At 47.7% G+C, this 19,080-nt stretch carries 13 protein-coding genes; 5 read left to right on the top strand and 8 right to left on the bottom strand.

All coding sequences use genetic code 11. From position 1 onward, the window contains the following. Nucleotides 1–227 precede the first annotated feature (227 nt). The 5 genes from R7P72_RS18130 (at nt 228) to R7P72_RS18110 (ending at nt 9,937) form a co-directional block, all read left to right on the top strand. Complete coding sequence (locus R7P72_RS18130) at nt 228–6,947, top strand: SNF2-related protein (protein WP_213986478.1); 6,720 nt, start codon at nt 228–230, stop codon at nt 6,945–6,947. Nucleotides 6,948–7,003: 56 nt separating this feature from the next. Then, nucleotides 7,004–7,429 (top strand): hypothetical protein, encoded by a 426-nt coding sequence (locus R7P72_RS18125; RefSeq protein WP_213986477.1) that lies wholly within the window; start codon nt 7,004–7,006, stop codon nt 7,427–7,429. 575 nt (nt 7,430–8,004) lie between these two features. Then, nucleotides 8,005–8,247: a hypothetical protein gene (locus R7P72_RS18120; RefSeq protein ID WP_069497778.1), complete on the top strand. Its 243-nt coding sequence runs from the start codon at nt 8,005–8,007 to the stop codon at nt 8,245–8,247. After that, the gene (locus R7P72_RS18115) at nt 8,247–9,020 is read left to right on the top strand and encodes a ParA family protein (protein WP_069497779.1); all 774 of its coding nucleotides are present in this window, start codon (nt 8,247–8,249) and stop codon (nt 9,018–9,020) included. The genes R7P72_RS18120 and R7P72_RS18115 overlap by 1 nt, the downstream gene beginning before the upstream one ends. Further along, on the top strand, nt 9,017–9,937 hold the full coding sequence (locus R7P72_RS18110) for a ParB/RepB/Spo0J family partition protein (RefSeq protein ID WP_213896419.1): 921 nt from the start codon (nt 9,017–9,019) through the stop codon (nt 9,935–9,937). The genes R7P72_RS18115 and R7P72_RS18110 overlap by 4 nt, the downstream gene beginning before the upstream one ends. 22 nt (nt 9,938–9,959) lie before the next feature. On the opposite strand, the gene R7P72_RS18105 is transcribed toward R7P72_RS18110, so the two are convergent. The 8 genes from R7P72_RS18105 to R7P72_RS18070 all read right to left on the bottom strand — a co-directional run bounded on the left by R7P72_RS18105 (nt 9,960) and on the right by R7P72_RS18070 (nt 19,008). Beyond that, the gene (locus R7P72_RS18105) at nt 9,960–10,292 is read right to left on the bottom strand and encodes a hypothetical protein (RefSeq protein ID WP_213986476.1); all 333 of its coding nucleotides are present in this window, start codon (nt 10,290–10,292) and stop codon (nt 9,960–9,962) included. Nucleotides 10,293–10,388: 96 nt separating this feature from the next. After that, nucleotides 10,389–11,798: a hypothetical protein gene (locus R7P72_RS18100; protein ID WP_213986475.1), complete on the bottom strand. Its 1,410-nt coding sequence runs from the start codon at nt 11,796–11,798 to the stop codon at nt 10,389–10,391. Between the two features lie 66 nt (nt 11,799–11,864). Further along, nucleotides 11,865–11,987 carry a hypothetical protein gene (locus tag R7P72_RS18095; RefSeq protein WP_258500649.1) on the bottom strand — a complete coding sequence of 41 codons (123 nt, stop codon included), beginning with the start codon at nt 11,985–11,987 and terminating at the stop codon, nt 11,865–11,867. A 126-nt stretch (nt 11,988–12,113) separates the two neighbouring features. After that, entirely contained in the window at nt 12,114–12,797 is a 684-nt protein-coding gene (locus tag R7P72_RS18090) for a hypothetical protein (protein WP_213986474.1), read from the bottom strand. A 68-nt stretch (nt 12,798–12,865) separates the two neighbouring features. Next, the gene (locus tag R7P72_RS18085; protein WP_213986473.1) at nt 12,866–17,659 is read right to left on the bottom strand and encodes a hypothetical protein; all 4,794 of its coding nucleotides are present in this window, start codon (nt 17,657–17,659) and stop codon (nt 12,866–12,868) included. Beyond that, nucleotides 17,656–18,282: a hypothetical protein gene (locus R7P72_RS18080; RefSeq protein WP_213967943.1), complete on the bottom strand. Its 627-nt coding sequence runs from the start codon at nt 18,280–18,282 to the stop codon at nt 17,656–17,658. Before R7P72_RS18080 ends, R7P72_RS18085 begins: the two co-directional genes overlap by 4 nt. After that, nucleotides 18,275–18,688, bottom strand: coding sequence for a hypothetical protein (locus R7P72_RS18075; protein ID WP_069497785.1), 414 nt, complete (start codon nt 18,686–18,688; stop codon nt 18,275–18,277). Before R7P72_RS18075 ends, R7P72_RS18080 begins: the two co-directional genes overlap by 8 nt. Further along, nucleotides 18,685–19,008 (bottom strand): hypothetical protein, encoded by a 324-nt coding sequence (locus R7P72_RS18070; protein ID WP_069497786.1) that lies wholly within the window; start codon nt 19,006–19,008, stop codon nt 18,685–18,687. Before R7P72_RS18070 ends, R7P72_RS18075 begins: the two co-directional genes overlap by 4 nt. Nucleotides 19,009–19,080 lie beyond the last annotated feature (72 nt).

Here is a 19,080-nt window from a genome sequence, read left to right as displayed (position 1 = left end):
ATGGTTACTCACTAAAAACACTAATTTTTCGCCTTGATAGCGCTCGGTGTGTTCGGAATAATTGCCTCGTCCCTAAAAATCTACTTCCTTAGATATTTTAGATTATTCATTAACTTAAATTGATATTGATAGTGGCGTTTTTTTGGGATGGGGAATAGGAAAGGAAAAAGTCGGGCGAAAGCTCGACTTTTTTTTGGCTTTTATCCAAAGAATAAAAGGCAAGTTCGATGAACACTGATTTAACCCGCAGTATTGAACAGGCGACAACAATCGATGAACTGGTCAGCCAGTTTGAAGCCTTGCTCGCTGTCGATATTAGCGATACTCCAAAAGGCCACCAGCGCCTTAAGGCTAACCAACTAGCCAAAGACATTCTCGCCAAGTACAACGGCGACTACTCCAACGTTTCACCCGAAGATAAAGCAGCTCTGCGCGACTACACAGGTTTTGGCGGTATCGGTGGCTCCACCAACGAATACTACACGCCTAAATGGCTGGCGAGCGCGACTTGGGATGCAGTTCGCTCCTATGGCTTTACTGGCGGTAGCGTACTTGAACCAAGTTCGGGCGTGGGCGTATTTAGCGAAACCAAACCTAAAGGCACCCTAACTACATCCGTAGAAATGGATCAGACCTCGGCGGCCATTAACCAGATTCTTCACCCCGAAGATCATGTAATTCAATCGGCATTCGAAGCCGTGGCCAGCAATCCCGATATTGGCGATTTCGACCTAGTGATCGGCAACCCGCCTTATGGTGTTCGAGACGCTAGCGCGATGAAAGACAAAGCGTACAAAGACATTAAGTACGCCGATCAGTATTTCGTTTCTCGTTCTATCGATAAAGCGAAAGCTGGTGGCTTGATTGCCCTAGTGCTTCCAACTCGTATTTGTGATGCGAAAAACCTTGAGAAGTGGCGTACACAACTCGCACTTAAAGCGGAGTTCTTGGGCGCGCACCGACTACCAACGGGCACGTTCGCTGATACTGGCGTAGTGACTGACCTTGTTATCTGGCGCAAACACAGCGACCAAGCGAAAGCACTGATTGATAGTGCCGACCGTGACACGCTGATTGAATCTAACGTGCTTTGGAATACTTGGCTTAAAGGTAAGTGGTTCGAGCGCGAGGGTAAGAAATTCATCAACGGCGAACAGACTGTTGAGGGCGTAGGTAAGTTTGCGCGCAAAGTCGTGAAGCGCGGCAACCGTTCTAACGAGGACATTAAACAGTCCCTAATGCGCCGCTTTAACAGCCGTATCGACTGGATGTTGCTTGATGAATCGGTAAGCGAGCCAGTGAGCGCGAAATACTCCGAGGGCGATACAATGTTCCGCAATGGCCAGCAATACGAAATGATTGATGGCGAATGGGAAGTGTCCGAAAGCAACGCGAAAACAGGCGTTATCAGCAAGGCGACCTATGGCGTAGATAACACCGATGAGATCGGTTCTATCACCTACTCTACTGAATCGATGCTTAAGCTATCGGCCAGCCAAGCGCTACAGATTTTCGAAGATTACGGCTACTTGTGTCATGACGACTTTAAAGCCCTAATGCGCGAGATTGCCAAGCTGCCAAAAGCGAGCCAAGAACACGCTTACAAAGGCATTCTACTTGGCATGAAAGTTCAAACACTTGCAACGCTGGTTGCTGGTGGCCGAACCACATCCAATAGCGACTTGGCCAACATGGCAATGGGCGCGGAGGACTTCCAGACCGAACAATATCGCGTGAAGTTAAGCGGCGAAGTGTTAGAGCTGAACGCACTAATGGGCGGCTCTAAGGTATCGAAGAAAGCGCTAAGCAACTTAAGCGAGAAGTACGTCTCTGCATGGAATTACTACCACTCATCGATCGATTCTAAGGGCAAACTGTCTGACCTACTCAAAGGCGACCTTAAGCGTGAACTTACTGTTCAATACAGTTCGTCTCGCATTGGTGACGTGTTCCATCTATGCGACCGTGAACTAGGCATAACCACACTGACACTGCATGACGTTCGCACGTATTACACCGCAAGCGGTATCGATACGATGAGCGATGAGCAGTTGCTTGATTACCTAGCGAACATGGATGAGGTAGCCGTAAACCCTGACGGTACGGTGACAGCATTCCACAAAGCGACGACTGGCCTTGTCGGTAAACGCATGGATCAGCTGACCACACAATTAGTATCGGCCACCAGCGATACCGTGAAAGCTAACATCATGCGCCAAATCCAAGCCATCGAATCTAAGCGAAACAAGATCTCGATTGCCGATGTGAAGATGAAGCTTACCGATAAGTGGATTCCTAAAAACATCATGCTTGAGTTCCTGCATGACCGTGGCTACACGGAATTTATCTTGGGCGACTTTACCGAGGATAAGGACGGCTTTGAGGATTTCGTACAAAGCGAATCCGGCCAATACCTCACTGGCTACCGTTGGCGTGATGGCGAATGGATTGATGGCCTAACTCGTAATGGCGTGAAAGGTAAAGCAGCGAACAGCGATGAGCGATTTGAGCGTCAAATTGAATCGTACATCAACTATGGTGCGGTTCGTGGCGGTAGTAAGAACGAAGATAAATCACTTATCCGTGAACAAATGCGCCGCCTCGATGATGAGTTTTCTACATGGATTGCATCATCTGACCATTCAGAATACTTGGAACAGGTTTACAACAATACGTTTAACGGTTGGATTAAACCGGAGTTCGATGACACTCCATTATCGCTAGATGGCGTATCTGGTGCGATTGAGTTCCTACCTTACCAAAACTCAACGATTCGCCGTCACAGTGCAGACGGTAACGGCATTATTGCCTTTGGTACTGGCTTGGGTAAAACGCTCACTGGCCTTGGTCTAGTGCAGTACAACCTAGAAACCAAACGCGCAAACCGTGTGGCCATCGTTGTTCCTAAATCAGTGCTAGAAAACTGGTTCTATGAAGCCGATCTGTTCTTTGGTGAAAGCAATCTATCTGACAAGGTATTTATCGGCCTTGAGGTTCACAAAGACGATGACGGCAAAATCATTCGGGAACCAGTATTGGATGAAACGGGCGAACCTAAGCTAGACAAGAAAGGCGATCCTATCTTGCGCGCCAAACTGACCGTAGACACCAACGGCAAGCGCGTAGCAGAGCAGCTCCACCAGCTTACACAGTCAACCGCTCGCATCGTGGTAATGACAAAAGACGTGTACAACCGCATTCCATTGAAGCCGGACACGATTACGGCCAACGTGCTTGAAATGCGCGATGCTGGTTTGATTGCTGGTTCAAGCAAGCTAGTTAAGGAAGCGGAAAGCCACACAGAGAAAGCGAAGAACGCGCGCTTTGAAGCGAAATACTCTGACGATGGCACGGCCAAAAACGAAGAACTACCGTACTTCGAGGACTTGCTATTCGACTCGGTTATGGTCGATGAGGCGCATGATTTCCGTAACTCGTACAAGGGCGGCTCATACCGAAACAACCTGGCATTCTTGCCTAGCCAAGCGCAAGCCGATCGCGCTATCGATATGCAGCTTAAGAACAACGTCATTAAAGCGCGCAATGACGGTCGAGGCGTTTACTTCCTAACAGCTACGCCAACCGTAAACAGCCCTGTTGATATGTTCAATATGCTGTCCCACATCATTCCGGCAGACACGTTTGCCAAGATGGGTATCTTTGACAGCGACGACTTTATCCGCATGTTTGGTAAGACTGGCGAAGCGCTGGTTACTAAGATTTCGGGCGAAGTTGAACAGCGTGAAGCCCTACTCGGATTCCAAAACCTAGACGCACTTCGAAACATCGTTAACCGATACATGACGATCGAGGATGCTAAATCCGTTGGTGCCAACGTTCACATTCCTGACCTGATTAGCCAACAAAGCTTTGTCCAAATGAATAGCGAACAGGAAGCGCTATATGAGGAACTACGCCAACGCGCTGACGCTATCAGCAATCCAGACAAAGACGAAAACCAAGAGATTGTCGAGCAATACCCTAACGACACGGTTTTCGGCCTGATCCGTAAAATGGACAAGGTAAGTACAGACCTTGATTTGTACTATGAGCGTGTTACCTACCGATTCGCTAAGGACAACAAGAAAGAGGTTGAGGCGGCAGTAGCTAAGCTACCAAATACCGTCACAGTCACTTTTGAGGATGTAGCACCAGACGGCACGGTTAAGCTAAGCAAAATCCAAGTTAAGGTTGATAAGAGCGTTAAGGTCGAGGGCGATCACTGCGTGGTTCAACTCCACCAGCAACTTGATGACAAGTTCACAAGCATTTGTGACAAGGCTAAGTTGAAATTTACGCACCCTGTCTCTCCTAAGTACGCCAAGTTCCTTGAGAACGCGCGCGAGATTTATCTGGCTGGTGGTAAGCAGCTTGTCTTTACCGAAGAAAAAACACAGCACAAAAAACTGGCTCGCATCATTGCGGATTTCGTTGGTTGCAAGCTGTCTGAAATCGGTATTTTGAACAGCGATACCGTTGCAGGTAAGAAAGGCTCTAAGGCCACTGAGGACGATGAAGAAGCAGGTTTGGAAGCAATCGCCAATGCTTACAACACCTCGAAATACAAATTCATGATCCTCAATAAAAAAGGCGAAGTCGGTATTAACTTGCATCATGGCACAACCGATATTCACCACTTAACGCTACCGTGGACTCCAATGAGTATCACACAGCGTAATGGCCGTGGCGCGCGCGTTGGCTCTAAACAAAACAGCGTGAACGTTCACTACTACACGTCTAAAGGCTCATTCGATGATTTCCGCTTGGCCACAATCCAACGTAAAGCCACTTGGATTGAGACAATGTTCAAAGGCAATGACAAGTACATTGCGAACGCCGATGCAGACGCAGCCGACGAAACAGCAATCATGCTGGCAGCGAATCCAGAAGAAGCGAAAGCCCGTATCGAAGCGGCCAAACGTGAAGCGGAGCGCAAGCGCAAATTAGAGGAACGCCGACTAGCAAGTATCAACGTTAGCAAGTACATCAAAGCTACCCAAATGCTTGCTTTGGATGTGAGTGCGGTTGAGGGCGAGCTGGCCGAACTACGCGAGAAGTTAGAGCCACTACGCAAAGAGGTGGAAGAAGATCGCCTACGTGCAGAGGGCGAGAAGCGCGGCAGTTGGCAGCACAAAACCTACCAACGCACCAAAGGCAGACTGTTTGCGCTAGAAAGCCAAATCAAAACCTATGAGGCAGCGATCAAAAACCGCGACAAAGCGAGCGATACCATCAAGAAATTGAAACCAGCAATGGAGCTGGCCATCAATGACGGTGTGTTAAAGGATTACCCTGACTTCCTAACTCATCCAGAGTTGTACATTGTTCGCAACGGTGTGATTGTGCGCAATGGCTACACCTACAAAGCCGAAGTTAAGAGCCGTTCTTGGAGCGCCGAGTACGATTCAAAAGCAACAATCATGATCACCAACTTCGACCGTAAATCTGGCACGGTGGACGGCTTTATTACTGAAATGGACGGCGAACCAGCGTCACGCAACTATGTCGATCTACCTGTTGAGCGCATCATTGAAATTGCGCCAGTGAATCAGGATAGAGCAGCACTAGAAGCAAAAGCGCTCCAAGGTGTACCACTAAGTGAAGTCGCTCATACGTTTGACCGTGAGACGTTCTTTGAACTGGTCGCAGAGAAGAAAATGAAAGCCTACGGTAACAGTCGCCGTTGTTTGGTGCGCAATGCTGACGGCTCATTCTCTACGCCGTGGGGATTGGATGTTGAACCAGACCAAACGCTGATTTATCCAGATGCGAGCGATAAAGCGATCGTGAAAGCCCTACTCGACCAAGTAACCAAGCAATTGGAAGATAAAGGCCGCGTGATGCTGGAACACGACATTCTAAGTTTCTTTATCGGTAGCGATTGGGACAAACAGGCGATGGAAAACGGCAACCAAGTGACCGAACAGGAAGTCGTAGAACTGGTGACACTTGAGATCAAAGCGTTCGAGGAAAAATACCCTGAGCTTTATCAAGAGGCACTACTGAAAGCGGAGACGACTTACAAAACGTCTATCACTTTCCTTAAAGACCTAGATAACCATCTAAGCAATTTGAAATGGACAGGTTACACCAACGCACACGAAGCGCGCCGCCTATCGGCTCGTGAGTTCACTCGTTACACCGATATTCTGACCGAACGCTCTAGCGAATACCGCACAGAGCTGGAAGATAAGCTATTCGCTGACTTCACTAAGCTGGTGGCTAACGACCCTGACCGTGCGAAACGTCTATCACAGATCGCGTACTGGATGACGCAATACAAACCAACGACCGATACTCACCTACTGAAAAAGGTCGATGCGATTTACGGGGAAAACTCACAAGAAACCATGCTTAAGGTATGTGCCGACCTACACGCTATTGGCGAACGTGAGTTTCTATCCGGTGATGGCCTAATCTTCTCGGATGACTGGTCATTGAATCGCATGAAAGGTGCGTATGGTTCGCTATTCACTTACCGCAGCACACAGCGCGAAGAATTTATCGAGAAGTACCTAAATGCGGATAAGCCGGAAAAGGCCGAGGTTCAAGTGACCGAAACGCAGAAAGTGAAAATCGATAATATCTCTGCCATTAACGTAGAGAGCATCGAGAAGTTTAGCGAACTAATGTCAGGCATTGGCATCGACGTTAAAATGGTGACTTCACCAATTAGCTGGAAGCCTAAGCGCGGTCGCAACCGAAAAGAGATTGTTGTAGAGCCATACGAACGCATTGGTTTGATGGACAACAACGGCCTTAAAGGTTCGCTGAAAGTGATGTTCGCTGGTGACAAGGAAGCCAAGGCCGAGTACGGCGCTGACTTCGCTTCGAACGCAAGCAGTGAGTTTAATGGTGGCTGGTGGTTTATCTCTGCGAAAGCGGATTTAGAACTGCTGGCGAAATCGCTATTAACCATTCACAACACGTTGGCCGAAGCTGCCTAACTTAAATTTTCGCATGCGAAAAAGTTCTCGCATGCGAAAACTTTTTGGAGATAACAATGATTACCCAAGTGAAATTGCCTACCGTTGAAGATCTACAGCCCCTACTCGATGAGGCGTTAGAAACAGCGCAAAGCAAAGAGGCATTTATCCAAGCTCAAGTAGATGGCATTTACAAAACACTTCAAGCCAATCCGCTCATGTACCGTCACTATGGCGCTTATTGGTGGGCGGTTAAATCACTCATGGCCAAGCATGGTTATGACCTTGGCAGCGATTCAGAAGTGATCACAGAGCAACACTTCAATTTCGAAGACCCTGCGATTTTGTTGTGTGCTGCGTGGGCGTACCAGCAAGAGCAAATTGATAAAGGCTACTGGCAAGCAAACCTACATACCTACTACGCCGATGATGAAGAATTTGAATATTCTATCGAAGACGTAAATCTCGAAGCGTGGAGTGTTAACAGCAGATCGATGCGTTAAGTTCTCGCATGCGAAAACTTTTTCTCATATGCCCGTCATCTTTGGCGGGTATTTTTTTGCATGGAATTTGGTAGAGAGTTCTCGCATGCGAAAACTATATGGAACGGAATGCTTTAAAGTTCTCGCATGCGAAAACTTTTGCTAGAAAAAAATAAACCCCGCCACTGAGAAAATGGCGGGGATTGCACGTTGAATCGATAAGCATAAACACAAGCACTACTACCCCTAATAGTTTTCGGCATCGCTTATCTGGTGTGTAATTTATATGAGATAAATTTCATATTCAACAGTTTTTTTAGTCTTTTTTATTAAAAACAATTGGTTATGCAACCGCTCACACTTGCTGATTACGCGCTGGCAATTCTGTCACTTTGCTGGATTGAGTAAGTAATAATTCTGTCAAAAAGTTTTCGCATGCGAAAACTCTCGGAATCAATCTCACATTTTTCTCAAAGTTCTCGCATGCGAAAACTTGTGCAATCGGTTCTGTTTGTTCACTTTTTCGCTTGTGCTGTTGCTTCTGGCAACGTATAGTGTAACCCCGTTGCCAGTGACAACAATTAAGAGGCGTTGATATGGCATCCAAGGAACGATGCGAAAGACTAATTCAATTAGTCGAGAAAGCAGGAAGTACCAGAAAAGCCAAGCTGCTTATTGATGGCGTTAAGGGAGTAAGTCCTTGTCACACTGCCATCTACAAAGCCATGAATGGCGGCGGTACGACCGACTATGTGGTTCAGTGCTATATCGATGATCTTGAAACAGCACTGAGCAAACCAAAACAGCAAACAAACTCCACCAGCAAAGGAAATCATTAATGAGCACTATCATGGCGATTGCCAACCAAAAAGGCGGCGTAGGTAAAACAACTTGTACTTACAACTTTGGCATTAGCATCGCTAACCAAGGCAAGAAATGTCTATTCCTGGACTTTGACCCGCAAAACAACTTGGGCGGCTCTATTGCACCGGAAATGGTCGAGAATCCAGAGTACACATCTGCGAGCTGCCTACACAACGCTTACAACCTTTTCGAAAATCCAGTAAAGGCTAAGCCTTTTGTAGTAAGCGAAAACGTACACGTTATTGGCGGCGATAAGCGCATGGGTAACATTACTCAATCACAAATCTTAAACGTGGCTGAGTCTATCGACCTTATCAAAGACGACTACGACTATATCTTTATCGACTGTCCACCAGCGGCGAACGCGCTACAGCATGCAGCGCTACTTGTGGCCAGTAAGCTACTTATCATTAGCCAAGCACAAAAAATGTCGATCAAAGGCGTTAATGAGCTGGTTAAGACCTCGCGCCAAATCCGTCGAATGAACCCTGACTTGGAAGTGTTAGGCATTGTCCTAAACCTTATCGAAGCCAATATCACAAACGACCAGCGCGAACAGGAAGCGGAACTTCGTAAAGAGTACGGCAACCTAGTTTTTGAAAACAAACTGATTAAAACAACGCGCGTAAGTGAAGCTCTAAACCAAGGCAAAGCACTGATTGAAACCAACCCTAAAGCGGCTGAGAAATTCGGCTTTACAGCGGTTTGTGATGAACTTTGCAAGCGCATGGTAGAGGTGACAGCATGACCAAAAGCTTAAGAGATCGAATCAAGCTTAGCGACCTAGATAATCTCTTGGATGAATCAGCGGTAGAAATCCGCGATGCAGCGAAAGTGCTGGCTATCCCTAAAGACTCTTTGTATTCAGTTGAGCAAGTACGTGAAGAATTTAACGATGAGTCACTACTTGAATTGTGCGAAAGCCTAGAAGAAAACGGCCAAATTCAACCTGTCGTTGTTTACCCGTTTGATGGCAAGGGATACAAAATCCAAGAGGGTGAACGCCGTTGGCGCGCCGCTATGTTGAGCGACAAGCTGACTCACGTTGAATGTATTGTCCGTGAAAAGGGCGATATTTTTGGCCAGCTCATTGAAAACATCCAGCGTGAAGATTTAACGCCAATCGAATTAGGTAAGGCGTTTGACCAAGCTAAGAAAAAGCACAATCTGGATAACCGTGGCTTGGCTAAGCGCCTTGGCAAATCAGACGGCTACATTTCGAAATACCTAAATGTACTTAAAGCCCCTGACTTTGTTTTGGAAGCATTCCAAAAAGGGATTATTGGTGATGTGGAGTCCATCAACGAACTACGCAAAGCAACCATCGATAACTCTGAGCGCGTTCGTGAAGCACTGGAAAGCGGCGAGAAGCTAACACGCCAAGATTGTGTGAAGTTACGCACCAATGCGTTTGGCAATGAGGTTGAGGTCAAGCTTAGCGAAGCAGATAAAGCAGACAAGGTAGAAAAGACCCAAACGACACCAGCAAGCAAAAAGCCTACGGCAAACCAAAAGCCTACCAGCATTTGTGTCATGGTTAATGGTCGTCATGGTTTGGTGTTCGCATCTGGTAAGCATAGCGACAAGCTAACGGTACTGTTTGATGATGGCGAACTTGAGCAAGTGCCAGTTGGTGAAGCTCAATTAGTCGGTTATCGCGTGTAAAGTTCTCGCATGCGAAAACTTTTTAAAGCGGGTGGCTGATAGGCTGCCCGTTTTTCGTTAAGACGTAGTACCCGCCGTCACGGTACACGCCAACCAAATAGTGATCGAGCGGCACGTCTTGCCAGCCAAATAGCCCTAGTTCGTCATCGCAGTAAGCGACGATATTCACCAGCTTCACCTTTTGGACATGCAGTAGATAGATATTATCTAGCGCCCCTTTGAATGGTCTGTAGATATACTCGCCATCTTTCCTTAAAGCGGGGATCTCATTCCCTGCGACTGAATGGCCATCGGCAACGCCGTCTTCGTTTATGTCGATTAGCCCGTAGTGATAACGATGCCTGATAGTAAACATCCCCCTACTCCCAAATGCAAAAACGCCAGATTTGACAATTAAATCTGGCGTTTTTTGTCGTGTCTTCTAGCTTGTCACAGGCTTGGAAGCCCAGACCTATTTTATAGCGGCATAATGGATTCTTGCAAGTTCGTCCGGTCGCAGAACAGACTCGAACATAAAGCCTGTTTGTACGCCCTCGTTTTCCAGCTCTTGATTCACTCGGCCAAGAATATCGATAAGCGATGCACCGCCACCGCCAAACATATCCCCTAGCGCTTGCCCTTGGTGAAGCAGTTCACTATTGATTGCCTCGGCCATTGTCTTAAATGCCAGCGTCATGCGTTTTGCGCTTCGGTTGTTAGCAGCAATGAATCTCGCCAGCGCTTCGGCCTCGGGATCGTTGTCGCCAAACAAACCGGACTGAGCCAATAGCTCGTCTATATGTTGGCCGGACTCTTTTGCCTGTCTTACCAACTCGGTTGCTTGCACCAGTGAGTCAAGTGCTGACTTAGCGAGGTCAGGTTGTGAAGCGTTAATTTCCACGGCCTCTGCCAGCGTTTCAGACGTGTTTTTGTGTACTTCCCCGCTAAAGTATTGCATCTCAACAAACGCGCTTGCTGCGCCGTTTAGCGCGCTCAAAATATTGCGAATTTCCGGATCGGCTTCCTCGGCTACCAGCTTCACCAACTTCTCGTTTTTGTACGCTTTGGCGAACACGGCATTTTGCATGCGCTCGATCAGTTGCTTGGTTGGTCGGCCATCTTCGGTCAGTAGTCCGGCGGTTGAGTTATCCCCAATTTCGGTTAGGAAGCTGTTTATAAATCCTTGGTTGGATTTGGCCAAAAGGTTGCCTGTTTCGCTCGGTTGGAACAGGGCAATCATGCGGTCATCGATGCGCTCTGCGTCAACCCAAGCCGTCTCGGCTGCGCTCATTTGTTGCAAGTCAGAGAGGTTGGAATCTCGGGCAAACTTAGCACGGTTAACTTGGGTAACACGTTCTCGAACCAACACTGGCTCGCGCATGCTTTCAACTTTCTCCGGTGATAGGTCGAAGCGCTCCGCATTGTCGATTAGGAACTGGCGGTACTTTTCAGCCTTGCCCTCTCTATACGCTTTGATGATAGCGATGGTTCGACCGTTCCCCGACTCCACCACATTGTCCGAGCCGACAATCGGTGCGCCGTGGCTAGATAGTCCAGAATCGGTTAATTGTTGTGGGCGCAAATCGTTGGCCATTTTTGAGATCTGCAATTTTGAGGATACGCGTGTACGGTCGCGCGGTTGCAGCTCTTGTGGAAAATTCGGATTGATTCGACCGTCCAAATCGTTCGATGGAATAAGGTCGCTGGCTTCCACGACTTTAAAGCCTGTTTCTACTTCGTCGCCTTTTGCTGTCACAACGTAGCTGGTTCGACCTAGCTTGGGTTTTGGATTGTCTGTTGCGTACAGTTGAACAATCGCGGCTAGGTCATTGATGTTTTTTGCCTCTTTGATTTCGGCGTTAATTGATGTGAGTTGATTCAATTTGACCGCTCCGGTTTGGAGTGGCGAGTTCTCGCATGCGAAAACTTTTGGGACAGGGAAAAAGGATTAAAGACTCTTAAGCAATGCGAAAAGCGCCTTGGCGTAGTTGTGACGCTCACTGGTTGCCAGTGCAAGGTTTAGAGATTGCTTGTAGTAATAGTCTGCTCGGATTTTAGTTAAAACATTCATTTTGGTTTTCTCAAGTTCTCTGAAAAGTTTTCGCATGCGAAAACTATATCGAATGCCATCTTTTAAAGTTCTCGCATGCGAAAAGTATATGGAATGTCATGTTTTAAAGTTCTCGCATGCGAAAACTTAAGCGGCCAGTTTGTCAGGATTGTGCTCGAACCATTCAATCGCTTTTTGCTTGATGCTATCTAGCTCCAAGCCCTCTGAGTGAACGTCTCGCATTACATCAACAAACACCGATGGTTTGGCGTTATTAAACTCGCCAGCAAGGAATCTCGCAACTAGATCGCTTTGCTCAACTGGACGTTCGCCATTGTCGCGCTCATTCTGCTCGATGTGCTTCGTAAGAGTCTTGATAGCCTTGTTACGGTCAGCGCGCGACCAGCTACCAAAGCCACCATTTTTCTTAGCTGAACCCGCATCGTTTTTCCAGTAGTCCAAACCTCGCGCGATATGCCCCTTGTAACCAAACTGGAAGCTTTCGCCATCTTTGTACACAACGTAGTTATCGCCCTTTTCAACCACTTGGTAGTTAGGGAAAAACGCCATTTCGTATTCGTACCAGTTAGGCAGAAATAGCACTTCATTGAGCTTTTCAATCTTATCGGAGCGGCCTAACTTGGAAAATTCTTCTACCGATATTGGCTCATCCGAACTTGATACCGGTTCCTGCTCAACCTTTTGGTTAGCGCCAGTCAGTTTATTAAGAATTTCCACCAGCTCACGGTTCTTTTTGATGCGTTCACCAATCGATAGCTGGCCACTCTTAAGCTCTTTCAACAAACCCGCAGCATCGCGGTTGAGCGTCATTTTTTCTCTTAAGCTTAACACTTGATTCTCTCCGGTTTAGGCCGCCGATGTGGCGGCCTTGGTTGTGATTAGATTTGCGCTTGGATCATGCTGGTGATGTTGCTTAGAGCGGCATCCATCAACGCTTCATTCTCTGCCACTTGGTCGTTAGCTTCGAAGTAGGCGTAAGCTTGTTCTAGTGCGGTTTGGAACTCATCAACCAATTCCGGCGTAGGTTCACCAGTGAAATCTCGGATTTCTTTTAGTTTCTCTACATGTTCCATTTCTTCGTTATCACCCTCTGTTTCAGATTGAGGCGCTTCACTACTTAGATTGAACGCTTTCACTAATAACGCTTCCATTTCCGCTGTATCGTCAAATTCACCGATCAAGTCATTGCCTTGGTATAGCGCGAACTTGTACTCGCCATCTTTAGCGATTGGGTAAATATCAACGTAGCGTTCGTTTAGCCATGAACGCACGGTTAGCGGAGCGTACACGTTCGCTGGTACAGAGCCATTTACTGAATGGATACCAGCCGCAACGCTTGGTTGTGCCAATGCGCCTTTTTCGTTGTAGTAGGTATCCGCAGATTGCCAGCCCTTAATCGTCTCAAGCTGAGCTTTCGCTTTTTCGCTTAAGTCGGTCGCTAGAATGTCGAACAGAACGTCTAGGCTGTAAGTTAGTCCGTCCTCATCTTTCGCATTAATCGACTTCACTCGGCCTGTTGGGAATGTCACTTCCTGCTTACCAAGTTTTAGCTCTAGGTTGGTAAAGGCTTCTAGCTGCTCAAGTGCTTTCGCTTCTTCTTCGTCTAGGCTTTCACGGAATGAGTTAACGTCTAGTACGTCATCCTCTGCCTGTTCGCCTTGCTGGTGAATTTCAGTTAGAGACGCGAGCTCTACCACTTTGCGCTCTTTACCAAAATCAAAGTCCACGGTTAGGCGGCCACCAAAGAAATTGCGATCGTGGTAATCGGTCATTGTGTCGCTGTTGTTGTAGTCGTATTGGCCTACATAAGCGTTAACGAACTCGATCAGCTGATCTACTGCTTCGGTATAACGGCTCATACCGTGTGGCGTTGGCGAGTTAGGGTTATCAATCTCGAACTGTAGGTAAGCTGGATTGTAGAGCATGACGTTTCTTGGCAAGTCAGTCAGCGTTAGATCTAGTGTACCGTAGCGAGGCTTGCGTACTGAGATTTTAACGTCATTACTGATTTTGCCAGCTTTCTTAAGCTGAGCGATAAAGGCGCGGATTCGCTTAGCGATTTCACCCGTATCTCGAATGCCCTCTTTCTCGTAGATTGAGCCAAATGAATATTGAGTTGGGTCTAGTGCGAGAAGTTGTTTTTCTTCCTCGGATGCACCCTTGCTCACTTCATCTGCTGTGTCAGATTCTACGGCGTTCTTAGCACCCAATAGCTCAAGCAGTTTGTTCGCACCGTCAACCGTTAGGTAGCTGCGAGAATTGGTGTTAGCGATAAAGCGTAGCTCTTTACCCTTGTTCGACTTCGCAGAGAAGAAACTGTAGCCAAATGTATTTTCCATTTGGTTCTCTTGTTCTTCGGTTAGCGCAATGCCGTTAATCTTGCCGTCATCGTCCAGCTTGGCCAGTAGCTTGTCGGCGTTCTCGCGTAGTGTTGGGCGCGAGTGAAGCGAACCTGAGCCGTTAATGGCCAGCGTTGAATACAATGATTCAAAGCCGTTGATTGTGGTGAACATAGCCGGACTGACAGGCTCAAGTGGTGCGCTGTATTCCGTCTCTGCAATTTGCTCAAGCGTTTTGCCGTCCTTAAGCATGTTAAAGATTGCAATAGTGCTTTCTTTCACTGCTTGGTCGTTTAGTTGAGTCGCTTTTTGCTGCGCTGCTGCGCCCTCTAGGCCAGTTTCTAGCACCTTGCCTGTGTACGTATCGATAACGCTAAAGTCAGCTTGGCCAGTAGTGCCTACTGGTGCGTAGCGCTTCTCGCGTGTCGCCTTGAATTGGCCTTTATGGTTCAAGTCAGGCAATGCAGCAAGGCTAGGGAAGCCACGGCTTTCGTATTCCGCTTCGATAGCTTTTGTGTACCACAATGGCATGACTGAGTTATGGATAGCGCGCGCCATCTGTTCATTGTCGATCTGCTCATCGTTATCCAAGAATCTAAAACCATGAATTGCCAGGATGTCTTGGTTGGTAACACTCGCCATTGCGTAGTGCTGAGCAAAGAGCTCATCTGAACTTAGTTCGGATAGGTCAGGGTAACTACCGTCATCGATCGCCTTAATGAAGCGCTCAACTTTTTGGTAGTCCTCGCCTTGGTCTGCCATTGCTGGAATGACGGTTTCACCTTTTGCCTTGGTGTAAGCTACGTCACCCTCATGGTAAACCGTAGTCGCGCTAAACGCTTTTTCTACGTCATCCAGTACCAACGCTTCGCCGTTCTCAAACTTCTCGTATAGGTCGCCACGTAGCGCGCGTAGGTCGAACATTTTCGCCGTTGCACTAAAGAATCCGTCACGGTAGTTCAAGATAGCTTGCAGTAGGTCAGCACGTTTCGCACGGCGGTTAAATGGGATGCGATGAGCCGTTAGGAAATCAGTGATCTCTTTGCGGTTCTTAAATTGCGCTTCCAATGACGCTAGGGTTTCACCTTGTAGTGATTCCACTAGGTGCGCTTGTTCTGAAATGCGCTTAGCTTGGTCATCCACTTTCTCGCCACGTTTTAGCGTTTTACCAGTACCTAGCGTTAGGTCAGCCAGCATAACAAGACGTTTGCGATCGCTTGGGCTCACTGACTGCATATCCTTAAGTTTGGATAGGGCAGTTTCTTGGAAGCGCATGCGGCCTTGCGTGTGTTCTGCTTGGCGCTGTAATTCAGCATCGCTTTGAACCAGCATTAGGTCTTCGGCAATCTCTTGAATCATTTCCGGTGTCACAAGGTCAATCGATGCGCTCCATAGCTTGTACGCTTTTGGATTTTCCTTGCGGTTCTTCATTTCCGGCTGCTGGCGTAGCTGCTTAGCGAACGCTGCTTTGAAGCCCACTTGTTTTAGGGTATCGAGCGTAGACTGAGGAATTTCATCAACGCCTTTGTCCTCAACCCATTGGTCTAGCGCTTCGGCTGCGATGCGCTCCGCTTCCTCTAGGTCGCCCTCAACCATGCCAAATAGCGGCTCTAGGTCAAAGTTGCTTACTAGCTCTGGTGGCAGTTTTTGGTCATAAGCGATCGCGCCGTGGCGAATGCCATTACCAGCGTCAGCGAATTGCTCTTGAGCCGATTCTGGATCGAGGTACTTAACCACTTGATGTTGTGGCGGCGTTGTACCCAAGCCATAAGGGCGTAGACGTAGGCCATACCAGAATAGGTTAGCTGTGGTTTCGTCTTTGTCTTGGTCGTTCGCGTTTGGCTCGTCGTTCTCAATTGGTTGCGGTTCTTCGTTGCTGTCATCGGTATCTTGAAGCAACTTAGATTCACGGTCGTAGTCAGCCAGAATAAGCGATTTAGCCGCTTCCCAACCTTGTAGATCGTCGCCACCAGCAAGCGGTGAACCCTCGCCGTAAGTGACAGCCAAGGTTTGGTTATCGCGCGCGTGGATCATGTACTGGCCAAAGCTATCATCGTCGTTCGCGTCAGGCGCTTCGAAGTAGACAAACGGCTCGCTGTCTTCGCCTTTATCCATCTTCCAACCTTTAGCAATAGTCTTGCGGCCAATAAGAGCCAATAGCCATTGTTTGCGCTCGATATTCGCTTTTCGTTCCCGTTCTTCGTCTGACAACTGAGGAAAATCATCTTCAATTGAATCACGGATGTATTCTTTAGCCTCTGAAAGCTCTGATACCGTCATAGCACCTTTATCGAGGTCATAAATCACATCATTGATGTACGACTCTGAATAAGTGCTAGGAACGTTTTGATTTGCTGCACCTGCAAACTCTAATGAGTCTTTAAACTCTTGGCTTAGCTGCTTAACAAAGGCATCGAGATCGCCATTGAAAGCGCGTTCAATGATGAAGTCGCGTTTCTCTTGCTTAGTCCATGAAGCGTCCCATTGCTCGATCACTTGAGACGGACTGCCACCAGCGTCCACATTGGTCGCTGCTGTATTTGCTGCTGGCTTGATAGCAGCAAGCTGTTTGCGTAGTTCTTCTTGGATTTCGTTTTGCGTAGCAATCTGAGTTTTTAGGCGTTTCTCTTTCTTGGCCAGCTCATCAAGTTTCTGTTCCAAGTCTGTTGTTTCTTCGCCTAGCTGAGCGGCTTGCTCATCGAGCTCTTGTGCCTTTTGTTGCGCTTCTTCCAATGCTTTCTTGTCAGCGTCTTTCTTCGCCTTAGCGGCGACAAACTTCTCGCTGTTGTTTTCAAGCAATTGCGCTAGCTTGTTGGTCACTTCCTTAAGGGATAAATCCATGTTGCCCTTTGGCGCGACTACGTGAGTAATGTCGCGTGAGTTCATTAGGAAGCGGAACGCAATTAGCGTGTCGTCTGGATTGATTTTTAGCGGATCGTTATCCGGCGCATGGAACGCAATAGAAATGCTCTGGCCATCCGAAAATGGGATTTTCACCATTTGGACAGCGACCGCACCAGATTTGCGCGGTTTACCCACTTCTACAGCTTCTACCGATAGCGTAGGCGTTTTACGTTCCAAGTGCTTACCAAATTGCTGAGCACGAAACTCAAGCTTTGACGCTTTCGATTTGAACGCCTCTAGCATCATTTGAGGCACTGGTTTGCACTGGTATAGGTAAGTGTTCTCCAAATCCTCAAGCGATAGTGCTTCTAGGATTTGGTCGGCGTTTTCACCTTGCAGTACCGCTTCGATTCGCTCCGGTGTTAGCGTTTTAGCTAGATGGTCGATGCGATCCACAATCTTGATTTGATTTTGACTGGTAAACATCATGCTTTGGCCGCCTCTAATTGCGCTTCAAGTTCCTTGGTTTCTTGCTTCTCTTGCTCTAATGCAGCTTCAAGATCGGCTACACGGCGTTGGTCTTCTTCCAATTTCGTGCGAACGCTGTCCCGAGCGGCTAGGGCGTTGGTGTAATTGGATTGTGCAACCTGCTCGGCTGCCTTGGCTTCTTCCAATCGCTTAGCAATAGAACGTGTGGCTGGTTGAATGTCTGAGGTGTCTTTAACGGCCTGTGCCGCTTTGCGAGCTACTTGCTTGTCAAACTTGCTTTGGTTGCGCTCCATTAGGCGAACCATTTCACGCGCAAGCTCGCGTTCGTTCTTCACGCTTGGGATAGGCTGTTTCGTGTTGTTCAGTGTCATTTGGTAAATGTCACCCTCATCACCAATAAACAGCGTCATGGACTGGCCATTATCAAAGAACAGTTTGGCGCGTTTTACTGTCTCGCCGTCTCGTCTCGTTTTCTTGTTCGAGGCTTCTACGTCTGTAACAGTCGCACCCGCTTGTTTTAACGCAGTGGTCAGACTCTTAAGGCCGCGTTCGGTCACGTTGTCAAAATCGACCACCACATAGTTGTGCGACTGGTCTAGTGCAAACTTGCTGTTGTTACGCAATTTCAAATTCCTCTGAATATGTCGTACAGGTAGGGAAGATTTTGTATAGCGGATTGATTAGGGAACAGGAGCGCTCAATCTTCACGTCCAGAATCCACTCGCCGTGTAGCTTTTCCCCTGCTTCACGTTCAAGCAATTTGCGGTCGAACGTTAGGTATTCGCTGTTATTTCCGGCGTGTGAAAAGTCGAGTTTACGTGTGCGAGTAATGACGGCTTTTGGTCGTTTCTTACTTCGCAACGAATAGGTTAATGTCCCATTCGTAATAGCTCGGTTAGATTGATAACCAAGAACGAATCGAATCACTTCGGGATCGTCCATCTGGTTTGCATGCAGTATTTTTACTGCGTTTCGTTTAAGCAAAAATCGGTCAGCAATGGCTAGGCCAATTACTGCAAATTCCATCATTTGCCTTGCCCTCCGGTATTAAAGAATCTCGCTAACGTGTGGCTAGCTAGTTTGCGGATAAAGTTAATTGAGTCTGCTCCGTTGTTAGACGCGATGAGGACAAGCGCGCTGGTGTAACCAGACTCCACACCCTCACTGTCACACAAGTAAGCGACTATCAAACCGACCACCAACGCCAGCGTTAGCTCGGTTAAAAAGTCAAGGAATCCACCAGCCAAACGTTGCTCGCGTATGCCTTGGAGATATGACCCAACACCACTGAGGACGGATAGAGCCAGAACGCTAATAGCAAAGCTCTCACCAACAACTGATACTGGCATTAAACCCCCCTTTTATATGTGTCCTGCAAAGTGTATTCGGAATGATGGCAATTGCTCAATAGACGGGCGTTA

The sequence above is a fragment of the Vibrio sp. Vb0888 genome (assembly GCF_033338835.1).
GTDB lineage: Bacteria > Pseudomonadota > Gammaproteobacteria > Enterobacterales > Vibrionaceae > Vibrio > Vibrio alginolyticus.
Note: the sequence above shows the minus strand (reverse complement) of the source record. Positions and strands in the feature narration are given on the sequence as shown.

Coding starts and splice junctions, on each gene's coding strand:
- R7P72_RS18130 (WP_213986478.1), top strand. CDS start 228: ATGAACACTGATTTAACCCGCAGTATTGAACAGGCGACAACAATCGAT.
- R7P72_RS18125 (WP_213986477.1), top strand. CDS start 7,004: ATGATTACCCAAGTGAAATTGCCTACCGTTGAAGATCTACAGCCCCTA.
- R7P72_RS18120 (WP_069497778.1), top strand. CDS start 8,005: ATGGCATCCAAGGAACGATGCGAAAGACTAATTCAATTAGTCGAGAAA.
- R7P72_RS18115 (WP_069497779.1), top strand. CDS start 8,247: ATGAGCACTATCATGGCGATTGCCAACCAAAAAGGCGGCGTAGGTAAA.
- R7P72_RS18110 (WP_213896419.1), top strand. CDS start 9,017: ATGACCAAAAGCTTAAGAGATCGAATCAAGCTTAGCGACCTAGATAAT.
- R7P72_RS18105 (WP_213986476.1), bottom strand. CDS start 10,292: ATGTTTACTATCAGGCATCGTTATCACTACGGGCTAATCGACATAAAC.
- R7P72_RS18095 (WP_258500649.1), bottom strand. CDS start 11,987: ATGAATGTTTTAACTAAAATCCGAGCAGACTATTACTACAAGCAATCT.
- R7P72_RS18090 (WP_213986474.1), bottom strand. CDS start 12,797: ATGACGCTCAACCGCGATGCTGCGGGTTTGTTGAAAGAGCTTAAGAGT.
- R7P72_RS18085 (WP_213986473.1), bottom strand. CDS start 17,659: ATGATGTTTACCAGTCAAAATCAAATCAAGATTGTGGATCGCATCGAC.
- R7P72_RS18075 (WP_069497785.1), bottom strand. CDS start 18,688: ATGATGGAATTTGCAGTAATTGGCCTAGCCATTGCTGACCGATTTTTG.
- R7P72_RS18070 (WP_069497786.1), bottom strand. CDS start 19,008: ATGCCAGTATCAGTTGTTGGTGAGAGCTTTGCTATTAGCGTTCTGGCT.